Origin of the sequence: Sphaerimonospora thailandensis (assembly GCF_016863115.1) — a bacterium.
GTDB lineage: Bacteria > Actinomycetota > Actinomycetes > Streptosporangiales > Streptosporangiaceae > Sphaerimonospora > Sphaerimonospora cavernae.
Genome location: NZ_BOOG01000008.1, coordinates 146,296 through 166,459, shown reverse-complemented (window position 1 = coordinate 166,459; position 20,164 = coordinate 146,296). Strand labels below are relative to the sequence as shown.

Genomic DNA, 20,164 nt, shown 5'->3' with positions numbered 1-20,164 from the left:
GCCATGCCCGCACTAACCTTACGACCGTGCTCACCCGTCCCGGACATCACCCGGCGCATCGCAGGGATCAGCGGCCCGACCAGCGGCCGGATCAGCGGCCCGTGCACGCCCTGCTCGTCCCGCCCGGACCGGCTCTGTTCGACGCCGTACGGCTCGCGCTGTCGGGCGAGGGGCCGGCCGTGCTGCCGCTGTCGCCCGATCTGCCCCGGCCCGCCCTCGACGCGGCGCTCGCCGCGCTGCGCCCGACCCACGTCGTGACCCCCGACGGCGTACGGCACCTGCCGCACGGGGAGCCCACCTCCGCCGCTGTGATCATCGCCACATCCGGGTCCACCGGCGTGCCCAAGGGCGTCGAGCTGCCGGCTGAGGCGCTGACCGCATCGGCTCGTGCCTCGCTGACCCGCCTCGACGCCCGGGAGGGCGATCGGTGGCTGTGCTGCCTGCCGCCGTCGCACATCTCCGGCATGCAGGTGCTCGTACGATCCCTGCTGTGCGGGACCGAGCCGGTGATCCACCCGCGCTTCTCCCCCGATGACGTCGCCGCCTCCGGCGCGGACCACGTGTCGCTGGTCCCGACCCAGATCCGCCGCATGGTCGACGCGGGGGCCGACGTCGCGGCGTTCCGTACCATCCTGCTGGGCGGCGCCGCCGCTCCCCCGGGCCTGCTCGACGAGGTCCGCGCCGCCGGCGCGCGGGTCGTCACGACGTACGGCATGAGCGAGACGAGTGGCGGTTGTGTGTACGACGGCATGCCCCTTGACAATGTAGATCTCGAGATCGGGGAGGACGGCCGGGTGCGGGTCCGCGGGCCGGTACTCTTCGCCGGATATCGGCTGCGCGACGAACGGCCGTTCGATGACGGCTGGTTCGTCACCTCGGATCTGGGAACGATGGAGGACGGCCGGCTGAGGGTGCTGGGCCGCGCCGACGACGTGATCAACACCGGGGGCCGGAAGGTGGTCGCGGGTGCGGTCGCCGAGGTCCTGTCCGGTCATCCCGGGGTGAGGGACGTCGTGGTGGTCGGCCGCCCCGATCCGGAATGGGGCGAGATCGTCGAGGCGGTGGTGGTCGGCCGGGACGGCGGAGCCGGGGAGGTGACGCTCGCCGACCTGCGGGCCTTCGCCAAGGAGCGGTTGCCGGCGTACGCCGCGCCACGCGCGATGCGCGTTTTGCCCCGCATTCCGCTGCTGCCGAACGGAAAACCGGATATGGTCGCCCTGCGGAACCAAAAATGACCATAGCGCGTCTATAGGGTCAGGGAGTGGTTCAAGAGAGCCGTCCGGATGACTTCTGAACCGCAGACCCAGGAACGGACCCGGGAAAGGGGGATGTCGATGAAGCCGACCCGGAAGATGCTGATCTCCACAGGCGTCGTCGGCGCCGTCCTCATCGGTGGGGTCACCGTCACCGCGGCCGCCTCGGCGAACCGGTTGCAGGAGGCCGCGACCCAGATGACCGCCCGCCACCCCGGCCTCGGCGACCCCGCTCCGTCGGCCCCCCGCGGGGAGACCGAGAACCCGGCGAGCCCGCGTACGATCACGCCAATCGACCCGGACCCGGACGTGGTGTCGAAGGATCTCGACATCGATCCCGAGGACGCGTCCGACTACTGGACCACGCAACGCATGCAGGACGCCGACCCCATGCCCGGCCCGCAGGTCAGCCTCATCATCCCCACCCCCACCGACTGACCCCTCCCCTCCCCCACCCCACCGCGCGTGATCTTGCAGTTTCTCGCAGAGATGCCCGCCCACCTGCCCTTCTTCCGTTTGTGATCTCGCAGAAACTCACAGCCGTCCGCTCTGACCAGGCACACCTGCGAGCAACTGCAAGATCACCGACAATGTCATGCCTGGTCAGCGGCTATGCCTGCGAGTTTTCGCAAGATCACGCGCGGGAGGGGGTGGGGGGAGGGAACAAACTGGGCGCGGTGGCGTTATTGCTACTGGTGCGCTGAGCCGCCGAGAGACCGCCGCGCCCCATCGTCAGCACCCACAACAACGAACTCCGTCAAGGAGGAGGTGTCCTATGCCCCGGACCTCCGTGGCGACCTCGCTCGGGCGCGAGGTGATCCCGACGACTCTCGACCAGCTGCTGGAGCGGGGGCGCGCTCAGGGTCACCTTTCCCTGCCGGAGCTGCGCGAGGCATTCACGAAGGCCGGCGTCGGCCCTGCCGAGGGCCGTACGATTCTCCGAGAGCTGGCCGAGGCGGGTGTCGAACTGGCCGCCGAGGAGGGACCGAAGACGGCGCCCGCGCGGATGACCTCCGCCAAGAAGGCGGCTCCCGCCGGGAAGACCCGCAGGACCAAGGCCTCGGCGCAACCGGCCGAGGAGAGCCCCCAGCCCTCGACAGCACAGCCCTCGACAACGCAGCCCTCGGCAGCGCAGACCACCACGTCGACGAAGGCCGACGGTGAAACCGTCAAGGCCACGAAGACCACCAAGGCACGTAAGACCCGCAAGGCCGCCGAAGCCGACCTGAGCGCCGGGCCGGAGGAGGCCGAGCCGCCGACCGACCTCGACCCGGAGACGGCCGCCGAAGCCGCCGCCGGCATCGACACCGGGGCCGAGGACGCCGACGGCATGGACCTCGACGACAACACCTCGGTGATGGGCGACTCCGTCCACACCTACCTGAAGTCGATCGGCCGCCGGACGCTGCTGACCGCCGCGCAGGAAGTCGAGCTGGCCAAGCGCATAGAGGCCGGGCTGTACGCCGAGTACAAGCTGGAGACCGCCCTGGAGGACGGCCGGCGGATGCCGCCGGGCGTGCGCGACGACCTCGAGTGGGTCATCGAGGACGGCAGGCGGGCCAAGGACCACATGCTGGAGGCGAACCTCCGTCTGGTCGTGTCGGTGGCCAAGAAGTACACCGACCGCGGCATGTCCCTGCTCGACGTCGTGCAGGAGGGCAACCTCGGCCTGATCCGCGCGGTGGAGAAGTTCGACTACACCAAGGGCTACAAGTTCTCCACGTACGCCATGTGGTGGATCAGGCAGGCCATCCAGCGCGGCTTCGCCGACTCGGCTCGTACGATCCGCCTGCCCGTCCACGTGCTGGAGATGCTGTCGAAGCTGTCGCGTGTCGAGCGCGACATGCACCAGCGGCTCGGCCGGGAACCCACCCCGGAGGAGCTGGCGGTCGAGCTGGACAAGACTCCGGACCAGATCGAGGAGCTGCTGCGTACGAGCAGGCAGCCGATCAGCCTCGACTCCACGATCGGCGAGGACGGCGAGACGCGAATCGGCGACCTGATCGAGGACGTGGACTCCCCCGAGGCCTCCGAGGTCGTGGACCGGCAGCTGCTGGCCGAGCAGCTCAAGGGTGTGCTGGGCAACCTGTCGCCGCGCGAGGCGAAGATCATGAGCCTGCGCTTCGGGCTGACCGACGGCAAGCCGCACACGCTCGACGAGATCGGCAAGCACCTGGGCCTCACCCGGGAGCGGATCCGCCAGCTCGAGAAGGAGTCGCTGTCCAAGCTCCGCCACCCGAGCAACACGCGCCCCCTCCTCGACTGGGCGAGCTGATCCCCGGGAACGACGTCGAACGTACGGCCCGCGCCATCCCGGCGCGGGCCGTACGCGTCTAGGTATGCGCGCTCAGCGGGCCACCGCGTAGACCTGGGGAATCCTCGGGAGGTTCAGCTTGTTCTCCTCCCGCAGCGTGCGCAGGCGGCTGACCTCCGTCGTCCACAGCGCCCCGTCAGGAGTGGCCCTGGCCTTGCGCCGCGCGATGCGGTTGTCGTAGCCCCTGATCCCGAGCGTGGCCCGCTGTCCGGCCTCGGCGGCCCGCAGCGCCGCGGTGAGTGCGTGGTCGAGCGCCAGCCCGGCTGCACGCCGCTCCGCCACGGACCCGCCCGCGGCCTCCACGGCACGCAGGTGCCTCTGGGCCTCCCGGGCCTTCTCCAGCAGGGCGGTGAAGCCCTTCCCGATCTCCTGGTCCGCGTGGTAGCGGACTTCCGCCTCCCGGCTCACCCGCGGACGGAAAAACGCCATCGTCAGCTCCTCCAGATCCGGCGAACGCATCGCCCTTGGGTAGGGTACGCGCTGCCCGGTGGACACCGCACATCGCGGACACCGAGCCCACCCTGTTTACAAAGTAAGGTCACCTGTGGCAGCGTGGGGCTCATGCCCGCCAAACGCCCTCCCGTCCCGCTGTCCCGGGAACGCATCATCGACGCCGCCCTGCACATCGCCGACGGACAGGGGCTGCGCAGGCTGACCATGCGCAGACTCGGCGACGCCCTCCAGGTGGAGGCCATGGCCATCTACCATCACCTCCCCCGCGGCAAGGAGGCACTGATGGACGCGCTCGCCGAGCACGTCACCGCCGTTCAGGTCGCGCCCGGCCCGGACGGATCCGGCGCCGACGGATCCAGCGCCGCGTTCTCCTGGCAGGAGCTGGCCCGGGCCTGGGCCGGCGCGAGCCGTACGGCACTGCTGGCGCATCCGGGGGTTCTGTCGCTGGCCCTGGTCAAACCGCCAAAGGGGGCGGCGCTGCTCTCCATCGGCGAGCAGATCGAGCAGTTGCGGGAGGCCGGGCTCGGCGACGCGGCGCCGGCCGCGGTGCGTGCCCTGCGCGCCTACGTCTTCGGCAGCGTCGCCGTCGAGGTCCAGCAGTCCGGCTGGGCCGACCCCGACGCCGACGTCAGGGACGCGCGTACGGCCGAGGGCGAGCGGGAGTTCGAGCAGGGTCTCGACGCCCTCATCGCCGGGCTCGGCGGATAACAACTCAGTTACCGGACGGTCGGCGTGTCGAAGTTGGACCGTTATCGTCCGTGAGGCACTCTTGCGTACTGGGTCACATCAGGTGTGCCACAGCCTGTTCGGGAGCGGTCCGGCCAGACGGGGCCAGTCATCCGTCTGCTCGGGTCGCGATCCGGTAGCGGCGCGAGCCCCCGACCGGCGGAAACCGCCCGAACGGACTATGTCACTTTGATGCGGCCACGCCGCAGACTGGTGTAGTCCAGTGTTCGGCTGTCACAACGTCAACCCCATACGCTCGTTCTCCCGAACCAGCGAGCGAACGAGAAAGACACGGAGCCCCGGCGATGTGCCCTCATGAACCGGCCTGTCCCAGCGCTGAAGCGAAGGACCGCGAAGCCGCGCGTACGATAGCGATCCATCCGGAGCAGGGTTGGAGCCTGCTCTGCAACGGTGTCGTGCTGTTCGAGGACACCGGTGAGCTGCTGCCCGACGGCGGCGTCATCGCCCCGCATCGCCCCACCGACATGACCGCCAACGCCGCCTGAGCCCCTCACGGCCGCTCCCCCGGCAGCCTCAGCGGTTCCCGCAGCCCCAGCAGCCACCGCGCGGCCTCAGCGCCCACCCGCGCGGGGTCCTTCTTCAGATCGTGCGCCTCCCCCGGCAGGATCACCAGACGTTCGGCGTCCGCCTCGTCCGGGACGCCGAACGGGTCGCGATCTCCATTGATCACCAGTACGGGTGTTCCCGCCTGCCTGAGCTCCTCCGCACGTGAGCGTTCCGGCCTGCCCGGGGGGTGCAGCGGGAACGCCAATGCGATCACCCCTGCCGCTCCGGCGGCCCGTGCCGTACGGCAGGCCACCCTCGCCCCGTTGCTCCGCCCGCCCTGGACAAGCGTCAGTCCGGGGTGGCGCTCGCGCAGCGCGGCCACGACCGCCAGCCACGCCTCATCCTGCTTGGCCGCCGAGCCGGGAGCCCGGGCGCCGCGCATCCGGAACGGCTGGACGACCCGGGCCACGGTGCCGCCGATCTCCAGCACGGCGTCCCGTACGGCCACCAGGTCGGGGGCGTCGACCCCGCCGGCCGAGCCGTGGGTCAGCACCAGCAGCAGCCTGGGATCGGGCACCTCGTCCACCTCGGCCAGCGCCGGGCCGTACGGGGTCTCGATCTCCACGAGGATGACCGTATCGCCTCCGCCTTCAGCAGGAACGACCGCCCCTACCAACGGAGGACACCGCCCCGCCCGCGCAAGAGGCAGAATGTGAAGGTGCCGGAAACAGCATCGCAGCCGCCCGGAACGGGCCACCCCAACGCTGGCCATCCCACGACGGCCCAGCCCACGCCCGCCTGGCCGCAGCCTCAGCAGCCCTACCCCCCGCAGGCCCACCCGCCGCAGCCCGTCGCCCCGTCGACGCGCGAGGATCTTCGCGCCGTCCTGGCCGCGCGGCGGGACCTGGGGCCGGAGTACGAGGACGCCCTGGTCGACTCGTTCCTCGACAAGCTCGACGTGGAGATCGGGGCACGGGTACGCAACGAGGTGGCGGCCCAGGCGCACTATCAGCTGGGGCCTCACCAGCAGCAGACGCCGCCTCCCCAGAAGAAGGACAGTGGGGTGGGCGTGGCGATGGGGTCACTCGCCCTGGGGATCCCGCTCACGGGGATCGCCGTGGGCAGCGCCGGGACCCCCGGGCTGCTGCTGGCCTGGGGCGGCATCGTCGCCGTCAACCTGGCCTACGCCCTGGGCCGGCGCAGGCAGCGCTGACTCAGGGAGTGCTCTCGGGGGATTTCGGGGTCGCCGACACGGCGGGCCGGACGTCCCGGCCGAGGCGGAGCCGCACCTGCTCGGCCAGGGCCTGGTCCGGGTGGTCCAGGCCGTAGCGCCAGACGGTCTCGGCGTCGGCGTCGCGGCCGCGCAGCGGCAGCGTCCTGGCCAGCAGTTCGATGGCGAGGGCGCCGGTGTCGGCGTCGGCGCCCTCGCCGCGGCCGTCCTCGACCGCGGCGGCGAACTCGGCACACGCCAGTTCGAGGTGGGCTATGCCGAGCAGCACCCGCAGGCGTGCCGCGTCGGCCACGTCGGCCACGGCGTCGACGGACAGCGCCCGGACCAGAACGTCCGCCGCCTGCCCCGGATCGCCCTCCTCCAGCAGCAGCTCCGCCATCCGCTCGGCGACGGCCGACAGTCCGGCGCCCGCCTCAGTCCGGTCCGGCGACGCCTCGTCCTCGGCCAGCTCCGCGAAGATCGCGGCGGCGCCGTCCAGGTCGCCGGACCGCGTCAACTGGTGGGCCTGGGCAAGCCGGTGGGCATGGTCGAGCCGCCCGGGGTCGATGGCCGTCATCGAGGGGCCTCGCATCGGATCTGGGGACAGGAAACGATCACCAGGATCCTAGTGCGGGCGACCACCGGGCGGGACCGACATGCGCCAAGCCGTACGGACTCAGTCGTCAGCGGCCTGGTAGGCGTCCAGGGGCGGGCAGGAGCAGACGAGGTTGCGGTCGCCGTGCGCCTGGTCGATCCGCCGGACGGGCGGCCAGTACTTGCCCTCCCGCAGTCCCGGCATCGGGTAGGCGGCCACACTCCTGGGGTACGGGTGCGGCCACTCGTCCGCGGTCAGGCAGTCCGCGGTGTGCGGGGCGTTCCGCAGCGGGTTGTCCGTCTTGTCGTACTCTCCCGACGCCACGCGGGCGATCTCCTCCCTGATGGCGATCATCGCGTCGGCGAAGCGGTCGAGTTCGGCCAGGTCCTCACTCTCGGTCGGCTCGATCATCAGTGTGCCGGCGACCGGGAACGACATGGTCGGCGCGTGGAAGCCGTAGTCGATCAGCCGCTTGGCCACGTCGTCGACCGTGACCCCGGTCTCCTTGGTGATCTGCCGTAGGTCGATGATGCACTCGTGCGCCACCAGCCCGTCGCGGCCCGTGTAGAGCACCGGATAGTGCGCCGCGAGGCGCCGGGCGAGGTAGTTGGCCGACAGGATCGCCTGCTCGGTGGCCTGGCGCAGCCCTTCGCCGCCCATCATCCTGATGTACGCCCAGGAGATCGGCAGGATGCCCGCCGAGCCGTACGGCGCCGCCGACACGTGCCCGGGCAGGTGGGGGGCGAGGTGGGCCTTGACCGCCACCGGGCCGACGCCCGGGCCTCCGCCGCCGTGCGGGATGCAGAACGTCTTGTGCAGGTTGAGGTGGGAGACGTCGGCGCCGAACTCGCCGAGCTTGGCCAGCCCGACCAGCGCGTTGAGGTTCGCCCCGTCCACGTAGACCTGACCCCCGGCCTCGTGGACCCGCTCGCAGATCTCGACGATCGTCTCCTCGTACACCCCGTGGGTGGAGGGGTAGGTCACCATGATCGCGGCCAGCGCGTCACGATGCTTGCCGATCTTCGCGGCGAGGTCGCCGATGTCGACGTTGCCGTCGCCGTCGCAGGCCACCACGACCACCCGCATCCCCGCCATGACGGCGCTGGCGGCGTTGGTCCCATGTGCCGACGCCGGGATGAGACAGACGTCCCGTCCGGCCTCGCCCCGGGCCTGGTGGTAGCCCCGGATGGCCAGCAGTCCGGCGAACTCTCCCTGTGAGCCGGCGTTGGGCTGCACGGAGACCTTGTCGTACCCGGTGACCTCGGCGAGCCAGGCCTCCAGGGTCTCGATCAGCTCGACGTACCCCGCGGCCTGGCCGATCGGCGCGAAGGGGTGGATGTCGGCGAACTCCGGCCAGGTGATCGGCTCCATCTCGGTGGTGGCGTTGAGCTTCATCGTGCAGGAGCCCAGCGGGATCATCGAGCGATCGAGTGCGATGTCCTTGTCCTGGAGCCGGCGCAGATAGCGCAGCATCGCCGTCTCGGAGCGATGGGCGTGGAACACCGGGTGCGTGAGGTAGGCCGAGGTGCGCAGCAGGCCGGCCGGCAGCGCGTCCGGTGTCACCCGGTCGATGTCGTCCAGCGGGCCGCCCAGCGTGTCGTCCAGCGGATCGCCGCCGAAGGCCCGCCACACGGCACGCAGATGGCCGGTGGTGGTCTTCTCGTCACAGGCGATGGCGACGTGGTCGGCGTCCACGTGACGCAGGTTGATCCCCGCCGCCTCGGCCGCGGCGACGACCTCGCCGGCGCGGCCGGGCACCCGGTCGGGCACCCGGGCGAGCACGGTGTCGAAGAACTCCTCGTGGACGATCGTCACCCCGCGCTCGCGCAGCCCGGCGGCGAGGACGGCCGCGTGCCGGTGGACCCGCTGCGCGATCCGCCGCAGTCCCTCGGGGCCGTGGTAGACCGCGTACATCGAGGCGATGACGGCCAGCAGGACCTGCGCCGTGCAGATGTTGCTGGTGGCCTTCTCCCGGCGGATGTGCTGCTCCCGGGTCTGCAGGGCGAGCCGGTAGGCGGGTCGGCCGTCGGCGTCGACGGAGACCCCGACCAGACGGCCCGGCATCTGCCGCTGCAGCCCCTGCCTGACCGCCATGTAGGCGGCGTGCGGGCCGCCGAAGCCGAGTGGCACCCCGAACCGCTGGGTGGAGCCGACCGCGATGTCCGCGCCCTGCTCGCCCGGGGCGGCCAGCAGCGTCAGCGCCAGCAGGTCGGCGGCTGCGACGACGAGCGCGCCCGCGGCGTGCGCCCGATCGGCCAGGGCGGCGAAGCCCGCCGCCCGGCCGCTCGCACCCGGGTACTGCACCAGGACGCCGAAGCACTCGGGCAGGTCGCCGGTGAGGTCCGACTCCACCAGCGTGATCCCCAGGGGCTGCGCCCGGGTCGCCAGCACGGCCTTGGTCTGCGGCAGTGCGTCCACGTCGACCACGAAGACGGCGGACTTCGACCGGCCCGCCCGCCGGGCCAGCGTCATGGCCTCGGCCGCCGCCGTCGCCTCGTCCAGCAGGGAGGCCCCGGCGACGTCGAGCCCGGCCAGGTCGGCCACCATAGTCTGGAAGTTGAGCAGCGCCTCGAGCCGCCCCTGGGAGATCTCCGGCTGGTACGGCGTGTAGGCGGTGTACCAGCCCGGGTTCTCCAGCACGTTGCGCAGGATGACGCCGGGGGTGATGGTGTCGTGGTAGCCCAGGCCGATCATCGAGGTGAGCACCCGGTTGCGGCCGGCGAGGGTCCTCAGCTCGGCCAGCGCCCCGGCCTCGCTCACCGCCTCGGGCAGGTCGAGTGGCGTGCGGGCGCGGATCGCCTCCGGTACGGCCGCCGCCACCAGGCCGGCCATCGACTCGTGGCCGACGGCCGCCAGCATGCGCACGCGGTCCGCGGCGGAGGGTCCGATATGGCGGGTGACGAAGGAGGGAGCGGAAAGATCGCGAAGTGGTGACCTATCAGTCATGACAGGGGCCTCCCGGGCGGGTCGAGACCAGGCGTGTGCGGTCTCCCCCTCTGTCATCGGACCTGAGAGCTTCACCGGGCCGATCCGGTCCCGGCTTTCCCCTTCGGTGAGGCCCACCTGGCTGGTGCGCCCGCTTTTCAGAGTCGCCTCGTCCGTGCGGTACGGATGCCTGAGAGATTCCGGGGAGGTTGCTCCTTCGGCGCCCCTGCCGCCAGGGGTCTCTCCCGCACGTGGTCGTCGGCCGTATTCACTCTACCGTTACCCGGAATCCGGACCACCATCCGCGGTCCCTTTATCCGATCTTGTTATCCGGTCTTGTTCATCCGGTCTTGCGAGCCTTACGACGCCGGGCCAGTTCGTCCGCCGGATGGTCACCCTCCGCATCGGAGGCGGCTTCCGCCCGCTCGCCCGGCAGCTCGGCGAGCGACCCCTCCACCTCACGCCAGACCCGGCCCAGCGCGATGCCGAACACGCCCTGCCCGCCCTGCAGCAGGTCGATCACCTCGTCGGCCGAGGTGCACTCATAGACGCTCACCCCGTCGCTCATCAACGTGATCTGGGCCAGGTCGTTGACCCCCCGGTCCCGCAGGTGCCGTACGGCGGTGCGTATCTGCTGCAGCGAGACGCCGGTGTCGAGGAGGCGTTTGACGACTTTCAGGACGAGGATGTCGCGGAAGCTGTACAGTCGCTGCGACCCCGATCCCTGGGCGGCTCTTATCGTCGGCAGGACGAGCTCGGTACGCGCCCAGTAGTCGAGTTGCCGGTAGGTGATCCCGGCCGCGGCGCATGCCGTGGGACCGCGGTATCCGATGTCATCGGGCAGCGCGGTCGGCCGCTCGTCGAACAGCAGACCCTGCTCGCCGGCGCGCTCCCGCGCCGACTGCCGGACCGGGTCGTGCTGGCCGGCCGACTTACCCTCGCCGCTGCTGACCGCCACTGCGGACCTCCGGCTTTCTCTCATCCCACGGTCTGATCTGGGGGTTCGTGAATTACAACCGTGGTTTCCCTTGCACCGTAGGACTGGGGGCATCGTCAGTCAACGACCCCGTCCGGCGCGTCGTAAAGCGTAATCTCCCGAAATCGACCGGCACGTCAGCCCGCCCGGCCGAAGTCTTCGGGAGTGATTTTGTCCAGGAACTGGCGGAACTTCTCGACCTCGTCCTCCTGGTCGTCGGGCATGCTCACACCCGCCTCCTGAACCACGTCCTCGCTGGCGTAGATCGTCGCCCCCGTGCGCAGCGCCAGCGCGATCGAGTCCGACGGCCGGGCGCTCACCTCCACGCCGTTGGAGAACACCAGATCGGCGAAGAAGATCCCGTCACGGAGCGCGACGATGTTGACGGTGCGCAGCCGCACCCCCAGGGCCTCGAGCACGTCACGGAACAAGTCATGGGTGAGCGGCCTCGGCGGCGGCTCCTCCGCCTGAGCCAATGCGATGGCGGTCGCCTCGGTCATGCCTATCCAGATCGGTAGATACCGATCGCCGCTCGTCTCCTTCAACAGGACAATCGGCTGGTTGGTGGGCATCTCAACGCGAACCCCCACGACCTCCATCTGCAACACGGGCGGCTCCGTCTCAAGCGTCGCGACATATCACCAGGCATTCAACGTAACACCCGGGACCGACCGCATATGCCGGTCACCGCCCCTGAATGCCGCGAACACTGCCACGAAGTAACGCGTTGTGTAATTCTTGAAGAAGTCCGGAGATCTCCCTGGCGGTCTCGTCCGCCTGCGCGATCGCGCCGGGCGCCCGGCGGCGCATCAACGGGGCCACCGCCTGCTCGATCAGGCCCGCCTCCCGCTCCACCGCGGCTCTGACGGCCCGAAGGTGCCTGGGGTGCAGGCCGAACTTCGCCAGCGCCGCCACGCTGCGGGCCACCTCCAGCGCCTCCCCGTCGTAGTGACGGGCGACGGAGGCGACGAGACCGAAGCTCTCCATCTCGGCGAGCGTCTCCTCGTCGATGCCCGCCGCCTCGATCAGTTCCTCCCGGCTCAGCCGTACGGGAGGCGCCCCGGCGGTCCCGGCGGGCACCGGGCGCGGGCGGGCGGCCTGCTCGTCCAGATGATCCTTGATCACGCGGAGGGGCAGGTAGTGGTCGCGCTGCGCGGTGAGGATGTAGCGCAGCCGCTCGACGTCGAGACGCGTGAACTTGCGGTAGCCCGACGGGCTCCGCTGCGGCTCGATGAGCCCCTCACCCTCCAGGAAGCGGATCTTGGAGATGGTGATGTCGGGGAACTCCCCCTGCAGCAGGGCGAGCACCTCCCCGATGCTCATGAACGCCCTTATGGCCTGCGCGCCCATGATCCCCCCTCCTCAGCGATCACAGCCCTCCAGAGCCACGCGTGAGGAACACCAGCCGGAACTTGCCGATCTGCACCTCGTCGCCGCCCGTGAGCGGGGACTCCTCGATGCGCTCCCGGTTGACGTAGGTGCCGTTGAGGCTGCCGACGTCACGCACGGTGAACTGGCCGCCGCGCCGGTAGAACTCCACGTGCCTCCTGGACACGGTTACATCGTCCAGGAAAATGTCGCTTTCCGGGTGACGACCCGCCGTAGTGAGATCGCTGTCCAGCAGAAAACGACTCCCCGCGTTGGGCCCGCGCATGACGACGAGCAGCGCGGTGCCCGGCGGGAGCCGTTCCACCGCCGTCCTGTCCGGCAGCAGGGTCTGCCCCGCCTCGGCCTCCAGCGCCTCAAGCGAGATCGTGGAGGTGGTGTCGGCTGCGACGGGCGCCGGTGCGCTCAGCGGCGAACCGCATCGTGAACAGAAACGGGCATCCTCGGGGTTGGCATGACCGCACTGCGTGCAGTAGACGCTGGGCATCGATCGGCTCGGCCTCTCTCACGACTTGCTCGGACTGCGAATGCCGCAACTTACGCTGATCAAGGATCAAGGTCAAGAAGCATGGCTGGGGCGTGGACTGACCAACGCTACAGCCAGCATACGTTCAAGGTCCATCCCGCCACACACGGACCACCCGCCCGCCCTCCCTCACGGGGCGCCGGCCGCCCGCTCGACGACGGCGGCCCAGCGCTCCAGCAGAGCCTGGGCGGTGTCCATGTCGTGGCTCTCGGCCCACAGGTGGGTGACGGCCTCGGCCGGGTCGGGCAGCACGAGGGCCCAGCTCCCGTCGTCCTCCACGATCCGCACGCCGTCCGTGGTGTCCAGGCTCCGGTCCTCGGCCGCCTCGACCACCGAGCGCATCACGGTCCCCTTGTGCGCCCACGGGGTGGGGACCGTGCGCTTGAGCAACCTGGCCTCCGGGATGCGGGCGTCGATCTGGCTGAGCGACAGCCGGGTCCGCGCGACCAGGCCGAGCAGGCGCAGGAACACCGCCGGGCCGTCCAGCGTGGGGGCGAACTCGGGGACGATGAAACCGCCGCGGCCGTCGCCGGCGAAGACCGTGTCGGGATGGCGCGCCGCACGGGTCAGCGTGTCCAGGCTGGTCGCCGTCCAGTCGACCTGGACTCCGTGGAACCGGCAGACCATCTCGGCCACCCGGGTCGTGGTGACCGGCAGGGCCACCCGGCCGCCCCGGCGCTCGGCGGCGACCAGATCGAGGACCACCAGCAGCGCCCGCTCCTCGCTGATCAGCCGGCCCAGCTCGTCCACCAGGGAGATCCGCTCGCCCACCGGGTCGAACCGCACGCCGAAGGCGGCCCGGGACGAGGCCACCAGTTCGGCGAGGCGCTGCAGGTCCCGGCGGCGCTCGGCGAGGGTCTCGGTCGGCGAGGCGTCGTCGAGCCGGCCGTTGACGGTCAGCACGTCGACGCCCGCCCGGCCGAGCAGGCTGGGCAGCACGAGCGAGGCCGTGCCGCCGGCGCAGTCGACCACGACCTTCATCTCGGCGTCCTTGACCCCGCTCATGTCGACGCAGCGCAGCAGTTCCCGGGTGTAGGTGTCGACGGTCCTGGCCGGGAAGGTGAGCTCGGCGATCTCGCCGGGGAACGCCCTGCGGTACTCCTGCCGCGAGAAGACCCGCTCCAGCTTCCGCTGGGCGGCCTGGGACAGGTCGGCCCCCGCCTCGTCCATGAACACGATGTCGACGCTCTGCGGGTCGCCCGGCGTGGTCCGCAGGGCCACCCCGCCCTTGACGTGCTCGCGCGAGGTGTGGAAGCGGGCGACCGGCAGGGCCGCGGCCTCCAGGTCGATCACGTTGATCGCGCTGGAGTTGAGCGCGCTGATCACCGCCCGCTTCAGCGCCCGGGCCGCGCGGGAGACGTCACGGGACGTGACGACCGTGTCGCCCTTGCGCAGCGTGGTGGCGTAGGCGCCGGCCAGCCGTACGCACAGCTCGGGAGTGATCTCCACGTTGACCAGCCCGGAGACGCCACGCGGGCCGAACAGGCTGCGCTGGCCGCGCGACTCCCAGATGACGCTGGTGTTGACGACCGTGCCCGCCTCGATCGTCTTGAACGGGTAGATCTTCACACCGGAGGAGACGTACGCCTCCGCCTCGATGACGCACTCGTCTCCGACGACGGCGTTCTCCTCGATGCGGGCCCCGGTCATCACGTCGGTGTTCTTGCCGATCACGCATCCGCGCAGGTGGGCGGCGGGACCGACGTAGACGTTGTCGCTGACGACCGCGCGGTGCAGGAACGCGCCCTCCTTGACGACCGCGTTGCTGCCGAGCACGGTGTACTCCCGCAGCTCGGCGCCGGCCTCGACCTTCGCGTAGCCGCCGATGTAGAGCGGCCCCTTGAGCACCGCCTCCGGGTCGACCGAGGCGCCCTCGGCCGCCCACACTCCGGGCGCCAGTTCGAACGCGTCGAAGTCGACCTTGACCTTGCCTTCCAGGACGTCGGCGTGCGCCTTCAGGTAGCTCTCATGGGTGCCCACGTCCTCCCAGTAGCCCTCGGCGACGTAGCCGAACAGCCGGCTGCCCCGGTCGAGCAGCTTGGGGAAGACCTCGGCCGACCAGTCGACGGGCTGCCCGGGGGCGATCTCGTCGAGCACCGACGGCTCCATGATGTAGATGCCGGTGTTCACGGTGTCGGAGAACACCTGCCCCCAGGTGGGCTTCTCCAGGAAGCGCTGGATCCGCCCGTCCTCGTCCACGATGATGATCCCGAACTCGAGCGGGTTGGGCACCCGCTTGAGCCCGATCGTGACCAGTGCGCGGTTCTCCCGGTGGAAGCGGAGCATGTCGGTCAGGTCGATGTCGGTGAGCGCGTCGCCGGAGATCACCAGGAACCGCTCGTCGCGCAGCCTGTCCGCGGCGTTCTTCACGCTCCCGGCGGTGCCGAGCGGCACCTCCTCGGTGGCGTAGTGCAGGGTCATGCCCAGCTCGTCGCCGTCGCCGAAGTAGTTGCGGATGAGCGCGGCCAGGAACTGCACGGTGACCACGGTCTCGGTGAAGCCGTGCCGTTTCAGCAGCCGCAGCACATGCTCCATGATTGGCCGGTTGATGATGGGGAGCATCGGCTTGGGCTGGTTGGCGGTCATCGGCCGCAGCCGAGTCCCCTCCCCGCCCGCCATCACGACGGCCTTCACGCCTCACCCCTTCCAGCCGGCGCGCCCAACCGGTCGGCTGACGCGCGGGCTGATCAGCTGGCGAACCTGGACGACGTACAACACCCCCGCCCACCAATACAGACCAGTTCCCCAGATGGCGAAAGCCCATCCGGAGATCGCGCAGATATCGGCGTACCAACCCTCGTGGGAGGCGAGGAACAGCAGCGGAAACGCGTACATGAGGGCCGCTGTGCCGGCCTTGCCGAGGAAGTGCACCGGCAGGGCCGGGCCGTACCCGTGGCGGCGCAGCACCGGCGGGACCCACAGCAGCAGCACGTCCCGCAGCGGCACGGCCAGCGCCAGCCACCAGGGGACGGCATCGCGCAGGACCAGCCCGACGAGGGTGGCGAGGATGTAGAGCCGGTCGGCGAGCGGGTCGATCAGCCGGCCGAGCCTGCTCATCTGGTTCCAGGCCCGGGCGATCTTGCCGTCGAGCCAGTCGCTGAACCCGGCGAGGATGAGCAGCCCGATGGCCCAGCCGTCGGCCCTGGGGCCCAGCACGAGCCAGAGGAAGACGGGAACACCGAGCAGCCTGAGCGCGCTCAGCAGGTTGGGCAGCGTCCAGATCCGGTCCTCGGCAGCGTTCACGCCCCAGACCCTACCTTTCCGCCGGTTCCACGCCTCTCCGGGCACCTGTCCAGGCACCTGTCCAGGCACACGGGGAAATATTGATTTGCGGGCAATCAATGGATATTCGCCGAGCAATTAGGGCGAACCGGTTGTGACCCCACGTCGCGGATGTCACACTCACCGTGAGCGTTGGAGCGGGCCGGGGCCGCCGACGCTCGTCACCCGGAACGTCAGGGAGGTGTACCGAACACGACCAGGGGTGGGACACGATCTCATGTCGCCGAACGCGCGCCTCGTCAAGGAGAGCTTCTCGCTCGTCGAGCCCGTCGCCGGGAAGGCCGCGGCGTACTTCCACGGACGGCTGTTCGCCGAGCATCCGAGCCTGCGGGCACTGTTCCCGGCCACCATGGGCATACACGACGATCGCGTCTTCGAGGCTCTCGCGACGATCGTCCGGATGCTCGACGACCCCGCCGGGCTCTCCGTCTTCCTCGCGCGGCTCGGCCGCGGCCACCGCAGGTACGGCGTCGTCGCCGAGCACTATGAGGCCGTCGGCAGCGCCCTGCTCGCCACGATCCGGCACTTCGCCGCGGACGCCTGGACCTCCGAGGTCGAGGCCGCCTGGACCGAGGCGTACGCCATGGTGGCGGACGCGATGATCAACGCCGCGCGGGCCGAGGCGAGGACCCGTCCCCCGTGGTGGCTCGCCGAGGTCGTCGGCCACGAGCTGCGCGCCCCTGACATCGCGGTCGTCACCCTGCGCCCGGCGCAGCGGCTGGACTTCACCCCCGGGCAGCACGTGACGGTGCAGACGCCGCGGTGGCCGCGAGTGTGGCGCCCGTTCTCGATCGCCAACGCCCCGCGCGAGGACGGCACCCTGTGCCTGCACGTGCGCGCGGTCCCCGGCGGCTGGGTGAGCTCGGCGCTGGTGCGGCACACCCGGGTCGGCGACCAGGTCATGCTCGGCCCGCCGTCGGGCACGATGACCCCGGCCGACACCGACAGGGACATGCTGTGCGTCGCGGGCGGCACCGGTCTGGCACCGATCAAGGCCGTCATCGAGCACGTCATCGGCTCGGGTCGCCGTCCGCGCATCCATCTGCTGTTCGGCGCCCGCCACGCCGGAGATCTGTACGACCTGCCGGACCTCGCCCGCATGGCCTCGGACTTCCCGCGGCTGCGGGTGCTCCCCGTGGTCTCCGACGATCCCGGCTTCTCCGGGACCCGGGGCAGGCTGCCGGAGATCATGGAGCGGCTCGAGTCCTGGCCGGATCACGAGGCCTACGTGTGCGGGCCCGCCGCGATGGTGAACGAGGCCGTACGGCGCCTGCGGACGGCGGGCGTGCCGCCGTCCCGCATCCACTGCGATGGGACCCCAGGTGATCTGGGACACCCTTCCGGAACTCCGGGCGCACCTGCCGTCAGCCTGACACCATGACCACAGCCGACAGCAACCGACAGTGAGGGAGACACGATGGAAGCCCTGCTCGCGATCGGGACCCGCAAGGGGCTCTTCCTCGCCCGCTCCGTCGGGGGCGGCCCGTTCGAGGTGGAGTCCGTGCGGTTCTCGACCATCGCGGTGCCGTCCGTGGCCGTCGACACCAGGACGGAGACGCCGCGGCTGCTGGCCGGCATCGAGTACGGCCACTTCGGGCCGGGCGTCATGTGGTCCGACGACCTGGGGAAGACCTGGGAGGAGGCCGAGGCGCCGCCGGTGGCCTTCCCCGAGCACACGGGCGCCTCGCTGACCCGGGTCTGGCAACTCCAGCCCTCGCCGTCCGAACCGGACGTCGTCTGGGCCGGGGCCGAGCCCGCCGCGCTGTTCCGATCGGAGGACGGCGGGATCACCTACTCGCTGGTCGAGGGGCTGTGGGACCACCCGACGCGGCCGCGGTGGCAGCCGGGCGGGGGCGGGCTGTGCCTCCACACGATCCTCCCGCACCCGGTGGACCCGGCGCGGATCGCGATCGCCGCCTCGGCGGTCGGCTTCTTCCGCAGCTTCGACGCCGGGGCCTCCTGGGAGCCCGCCAACAAGAACATCCGGGCGCCGTTCCTGCCCGAAGGGGCTCAGTATCCCGAGTTCGGGCAGTGCGTGCACAAGGTCGCCCAGCATCCGGCGCGGCCCGAGCGGCTCTACCTCCAGCACCATTTCGGCGTGTACCGGTCGGACGACTTCGGCGGGACCTGGACCGACATCGGCGCCGGCCTGCCGTCCGACTTCGGCTTCCCGGTCGCCGTCCATCCGGAGCGTCCGGACACGGTGTACGTGTTCCCGCTGCACGCGGACATGGACCGCACGCCCGTCGGCCACGAGTACACCGTGTACCGCAGCGACGACGCCGGAGCCACCTGGCAGGGACTTCCGGTGGGGCTGCCGAACGAGCCCGTGTACTCGTCGGTGCTCAGGGACGCGATGTGCGCCGGCGAGGCGGGCGTCTTCTTCGGCACGCGCGACGGCGAGGTGTACGGCTCCCGCGACGGCGGCGAGACCTGGACGCGGATCGCCGGGCACCTGCCCGACGTCCTGTGCGTCCGCGCCGCCGTGATCTGAGCCGCGGCCTCCTGTCAGTTCACCGACCGGCGGTCCGCACCGTGGCACCGCCAGGTCGGTATCCCGCGGAATTCGCGAAGGAGCGCGAACCAACCGGCGTGGCCCGCACTCTTATAGGGCATGAGACTCAGGACCTCGCTCACCGCCCTTCTCTCCGCCACCGCGGTCGCCGTTACGCTGACCGCCGCGACGACATCCCCCGCGAACGCCGCCGCCATCCCGAAGTTCAAACAGCCCAAGGTTTTCGGCACGTCCTTCCAGAAGGACCCCAAGCACGACTTCACCAAGAGGATCAGCCCGCGGCATGACGGCGTGCTGCGCGGCTGGATCACGCATCACCGCGGTGGGATCGCGGAGTACGAGCCCATCAAATGGGCGAAGGGCAAGCACACGCAGGGGCGTTTCGTCGGCCCGCCCGAGGGCGACGTCACCCGTTACGCCTCGCCCATCTCCAAGAACGTCGCGTTCTACAGCTCCTACGGCTGCAGGGGCGGCGACGGCGGCGTGACGGTGGACAACCGTGGCGTGGGCGACAAGCGTTGCTCCCGCAAGGAGTTCTTCTCCCGCCTCAAGGACCGGCATCCGGCGCTCATCACCGTGTATCGGGGAAAGATCGTCAAGTTCCAGGAGATCTACGTTCCCTGACCGGGACGTGGTTCGGGGCCGCCGTGCGGGTGTGGGCGGCCCACCCGCGCGGCCGGCCGACGATCAGACCTTGCGCCAGCTGGGGATCCAGGCGCCGTCCTCGATCGCGTAGTCGCCGAACAGGGCCGGGGCCTCCGTCCGCATGATCTCACCGATCTTGCCGAAGACCAGGCGGATCTCCTCCTCCGCGCCCGCGGCCGTACGGGCCTCGATCGTGTGGCGGAGCGTGCGCACGTTGGCCGTCCACACCAGGCCGGTCGCGACGCCCTCGGGGGCGAACCGGCGCATGAACGAGGTGCGGTGCTTCTTCTCGGCGAACGGCACGCCGTCCGCGTCCAGCTGGAAATGCCCGGCTGCCCAGGTCTGGAACTCCTCCATCCGGTCGAGCAGTTCGGTGGCCCGCTTCATCAACTCGGCGTCCTCGCGTGCCCATTCGGGGAACCAGAACGGGATCTCGGTGAGCCGGACGAACCGCAGCGACTCCTGCGAGATCGCCACCCCGGGGCGGTGCCTCGCCAGCTCATGGGTGAACACCCGGCTGACGTTGTGCAGGACGAAGCTGAAGTTGAGGTGTTCGAGGACCGAGCCGTGGGCGCTGGCCAGGATGTTGCGCAGGTAGGTGTCCTGGTCCTTGCGCACGCGGACCACGTTCGGGTTCAGCCCGGGCTCGTACGACCGGTAGCACAGGCGGCCGGCGAACTCGGCGAGGTTCTGCGCGTCGAACTCGCCCCGCTCCAGCCGATCCAGCCAGCGCTCGCCGCCGATCTCCTGGAGATAGCGGGCGAGTTCGTCGTAGTCCAGCTCGGGCCTGGCGACGAGGAAGACCTCGGGTTCGACGCTGCGCATGTACCTTTTCCCCGTTGTTCGGTGCT

Annotated in this window: 20 protein-coding genes and 1 riboswitch; of the genes, 9 read left to right on the top strand and 11 right to left on the bottom strand. The window is 70.6% G+C overall.

Annotation, left to right across the window (positions count from 1 at the left end; genetic code table 11):
- The first annotated feature begins 101 nt into the window (after nt 1-101).
- The 3 genes from Mth01_RS03910 to Mth01_RS03900 all read left to right on the top strand — a co-directional run bounded on the left by Mth01_RS03910 (nt 102) and on the right by Mth01_RS03900 (nt 3,528).
- Nucleotides 102-1,235, top strand: a complete 1,134-nt coding sequence (locus Mth01_RS03910) for an AMP-binding protein (protein ID WP_204011585.1) — start codon at nt 102-104, stop codon at nt 1,233-1,235.
- Between the two features lie 99 nt (nt 1,236-1,334).
- Complete coding sequence (locus Mth01_RS03905) at nt 1,335-1,691, top strand: hypothetical protein (protein ID WP_204011337.1); 357 nt, start codon at nt 1,335-1,337, stop codon at nt 1,689-1,691.
- Between the two features lie 337 nt (nt 1,692-2,028).
- Entirely contained in the window at nt 2,029-3,528 is a 1,500-nt protein-coding gene (locus Mth01_RS03900; protein ID WP_204011335.1) for an RNA polymerase sigma factor, read from the top strand.
- 72 nt (nt 3,529-3,600) lie between these two features.
- Here Mth01_RS03900 and Mth01_RS03895 read toward each other — a convergent pair whose 3' ends face one another.
- Nucleotides 3,601-3,996, bottom strand: coding sequence for a hypothetical protein (locus tag Mth01_RS03895; protein WP_204011333.1), 396 nt, complete (start codon nt 3,994-3,996; stop codon nt 3,601-3,603).
- A gap of 132 nt (nt 3,997-4,128) precedes the next feature.
- On the opposite strand from Mth01_RS03895, the gene Mth01_RS03890 reads away from it, so the two are divergent.
- Together Mth01_RS03890 and Mth01_RS03885 are read left to right on the top strand one after the other, a co-directional pair.
- Nucleotides 4,129-4,728 (top strand): TetR family transcriptional regulator, encoded by a 600-nt coding sequence (locus tag Mth01_RS03890; RefSeq protein ID WP_204011331.1) that lies wholly within the window; start codon nt 4,129-4,131, stop codon nt 4,726-4,728.
- A gap of 323 nt (nt 4,729-5,051) precedes the next feature.
- Entirely contained in the window at nt 5,052-5,252 is a 201-nt protein-coding gene (locus Mth01_RS03885; protein WP_204011329.1) for a DUF5999 family protein, read from the top strand.
- Between the two features lie 5 nt (nt 5,253-5,257).
- Here the strand turns inward: Mth01_RS03885 and Mth01_RS03880 are convergent, their stop codons facing one another.
- Nucleotides 5,258-5,884, bottom strand: a complete 627-nt coding sequence (locus tag Mth01_RS03880) for an alpha/beta hydrolase family protein (RefSeq protein ID WP_204011582.1) — start codon at nt 5,882-5,884, stop codon at nt 5,258-5,260.
- A gap of 87 nt (nt 5,885-5,971) precedes the next feature.
- Between Mth01_RS03880 and Mth01_RS03875 the strand changes: the two genes are divergently transcribed.
- A complete protein-coding gene (locus Mth01_RS03875) occupies nt 5,972-6,466 on the top strand; it encodes a hypothetical protein (RefSeq protein WP_204011327.1) in 495 nt (164 codons plus the stop codon).
- Between the two features lies 1 nt (nt 6,467).
- Here Mth01_RS03875 and Mth01_RS03870 read toward each other — a convergent pair whose 3' ends face one another.
- The 8 genes from Mth01_RS03870 to Mth01_RS03835 form a co-directional block, all read right to left on the bottom strand.
- Nucleotides 6,468-7,040, bottom strand: a complete 573-nt coding sequence (locus Mth01_RS03870) for a hypothetical protein (protein WP_204011324.1) — start codon at nt 7,038-7,040, stop codon at nt 6,468-6,470.
- A 99-nt stretch (nt 7,041-7,139) separates the two neighbouring features.
- Nucleotides 7,140-10,004, bottom strand: coding sequence for an aminomethyl-transferring glycine dehydrogenase (gcvP, locus tag Mth01_RS03865; RefSeq protein WP_204011322.1), 2,865 nt, complete (start codon nt 10,002-10,004; stop codon nt 7,140-7,142).
- A 147-nt stretch (nt 10,005-10,151) separates the two neighbouring features.
- A riboswitch (glycine riboswitch) is annotated at nt 10,152-10,241 on the bottom strand.
- Between the two features lie 82 nt (nt 10,242-10,323).
- Complete coding sequence (locus tag Mth01_RS03860) at nt 10,324-10,941, bottom strand: MerR family transcriptional regulator (RefSeq protein ID WP_239089330.1); 618 nt, start codon at nt 10,939-10,941, stop codon at nt 10,324-10,326.
- A 155-nt stretch (nt 10,942-11,096) separates the two neighbouring features.
- On the bottom strand, nt 11,097-11,567 hold the full coding sequence (locus Mth01_RS03855) for a bifunctional nuclease family protein (RefSeq protein ID WP_152990269.1): 471 nt from the start codon (nt 11,565-11,567) through the stop codon (nt 11,097-11,099).
- A gap of 76 nt (nt 11,568-11,643) precedes the next feature.
- Nucleotides 11,644-12,309 (bottom strand): transcriptional regulator FtsR, encoded by a 666-nt coding sequence (gene ftsR / locus Mth01_RS03850; protein WP_204011318.1) that lies wholly within the window; start codon nt 12,307-12,309, stop codon nt 11,644-11,646.
- A 19-nt stretch (nt 12,310-12,328) separates the two neighbouring features.
- The gene (locus tag Mth01_RS03845) at nt 12,329-12,832 is read right to left on the bottom strand and encodes an FHA domain-containing protein (protein ID WP_204011315.1); all 504 of its coding nucleotides are present in this window, start codon (nt 12,830-12,832) and stop codon (nt 12,329-12,331) included.
- Between the two features lie 168 nt (nt 12,833-13,000).
- Nucleotides 13,001-15,505, bottom strand: a complete 2,505-nt coding sequence (locus tag Mth01_RS03840; RefSeq protein WP_204011312.1) for a mannose-1-phosphate guanyltransferase — start codon at nt 15,503-15,505, stop codon at nt 13,001-13,003.
- Between the two features lie 3 nt (nt 15,506-15,508).
- Nucleotides 15,509-16,114 carry a CDP-alcohol phosphatidyltransferase family protein gene (locus Mth01_RS03835; protein WP_204011308.1) on the bottom strand — a complete coding sequence of 202 codons (606 nt, stop codon included), beginning with the start codon at nt 16,112-16,114 and terminating at the stop codon, nt 15,509-15,511.
- A gap of 256 nt (nt 16,115-16,370) precedes the next feature.
- On the opposite strand from Mth01_RS03835, the gene Mth01_RS03830 reads away from it, so the two are divergent.
- The 3 genes from Mth01_RS03830 to Mth01_RS03820 all read left to right on the top strand — a co-directional run bounded on the left by Mth01_RS03830 (nt 16,371) and on the right by Mth01_RS03820 (nt 19,292).
- Nucleotides 16,371-17,534, top strand: coding sequence for a globin domain-containing protein (locus tag Mth01_RS03830; protein WP_204011306.1), 1,164 nt, complete (start codon nt 16,371-16,373; stop codon nt 17,532-17,534).
- 36 nt (nt 17,535-17,570) lie between these two features.
- Complete coding sequence (locus tag Mth01_RS03825) at nt 17,571-18,647, top strand: WD40/YVTN/BNR-like repeat-containing protein (RefSeq protein ID WP_204011304.1); 1,077 nt, start codon at nt 17,571-17,573, stop codon at nt 18,645-18,647.
- A 120-nt stretch (nt 18,648-18,767) separates the two neighbouring features.
- Nucleotides 18,768-19,292, top strand: coding sequence for a hypothetical protein (locus tag Mth01_RS03820; RefSeq protein WP_204011301.1), 525 nt, complete (start codon nt 18,768-18,770; stop codon nt 19,290-19,292).
- Nucleotides 19,293-19,355: 63 nt separating this feature from the next.
- Here the strand turns inward: Mth01_RS03820 and thyX are convergent, their stop codons facing one another.
- A complete protein-coding gene (thyX, locus tag Mth01_RS03815) occupies nt 19,356-20,138 on the bottom strand; it encodes an FAD-dependent thymidylate synthase (protein WP_204011299.1) in 783 nt (260 codons plus the stop codon).
- Between the last annotated feature and the right edge of the window lie 26 nt (nt 20,139-20,164).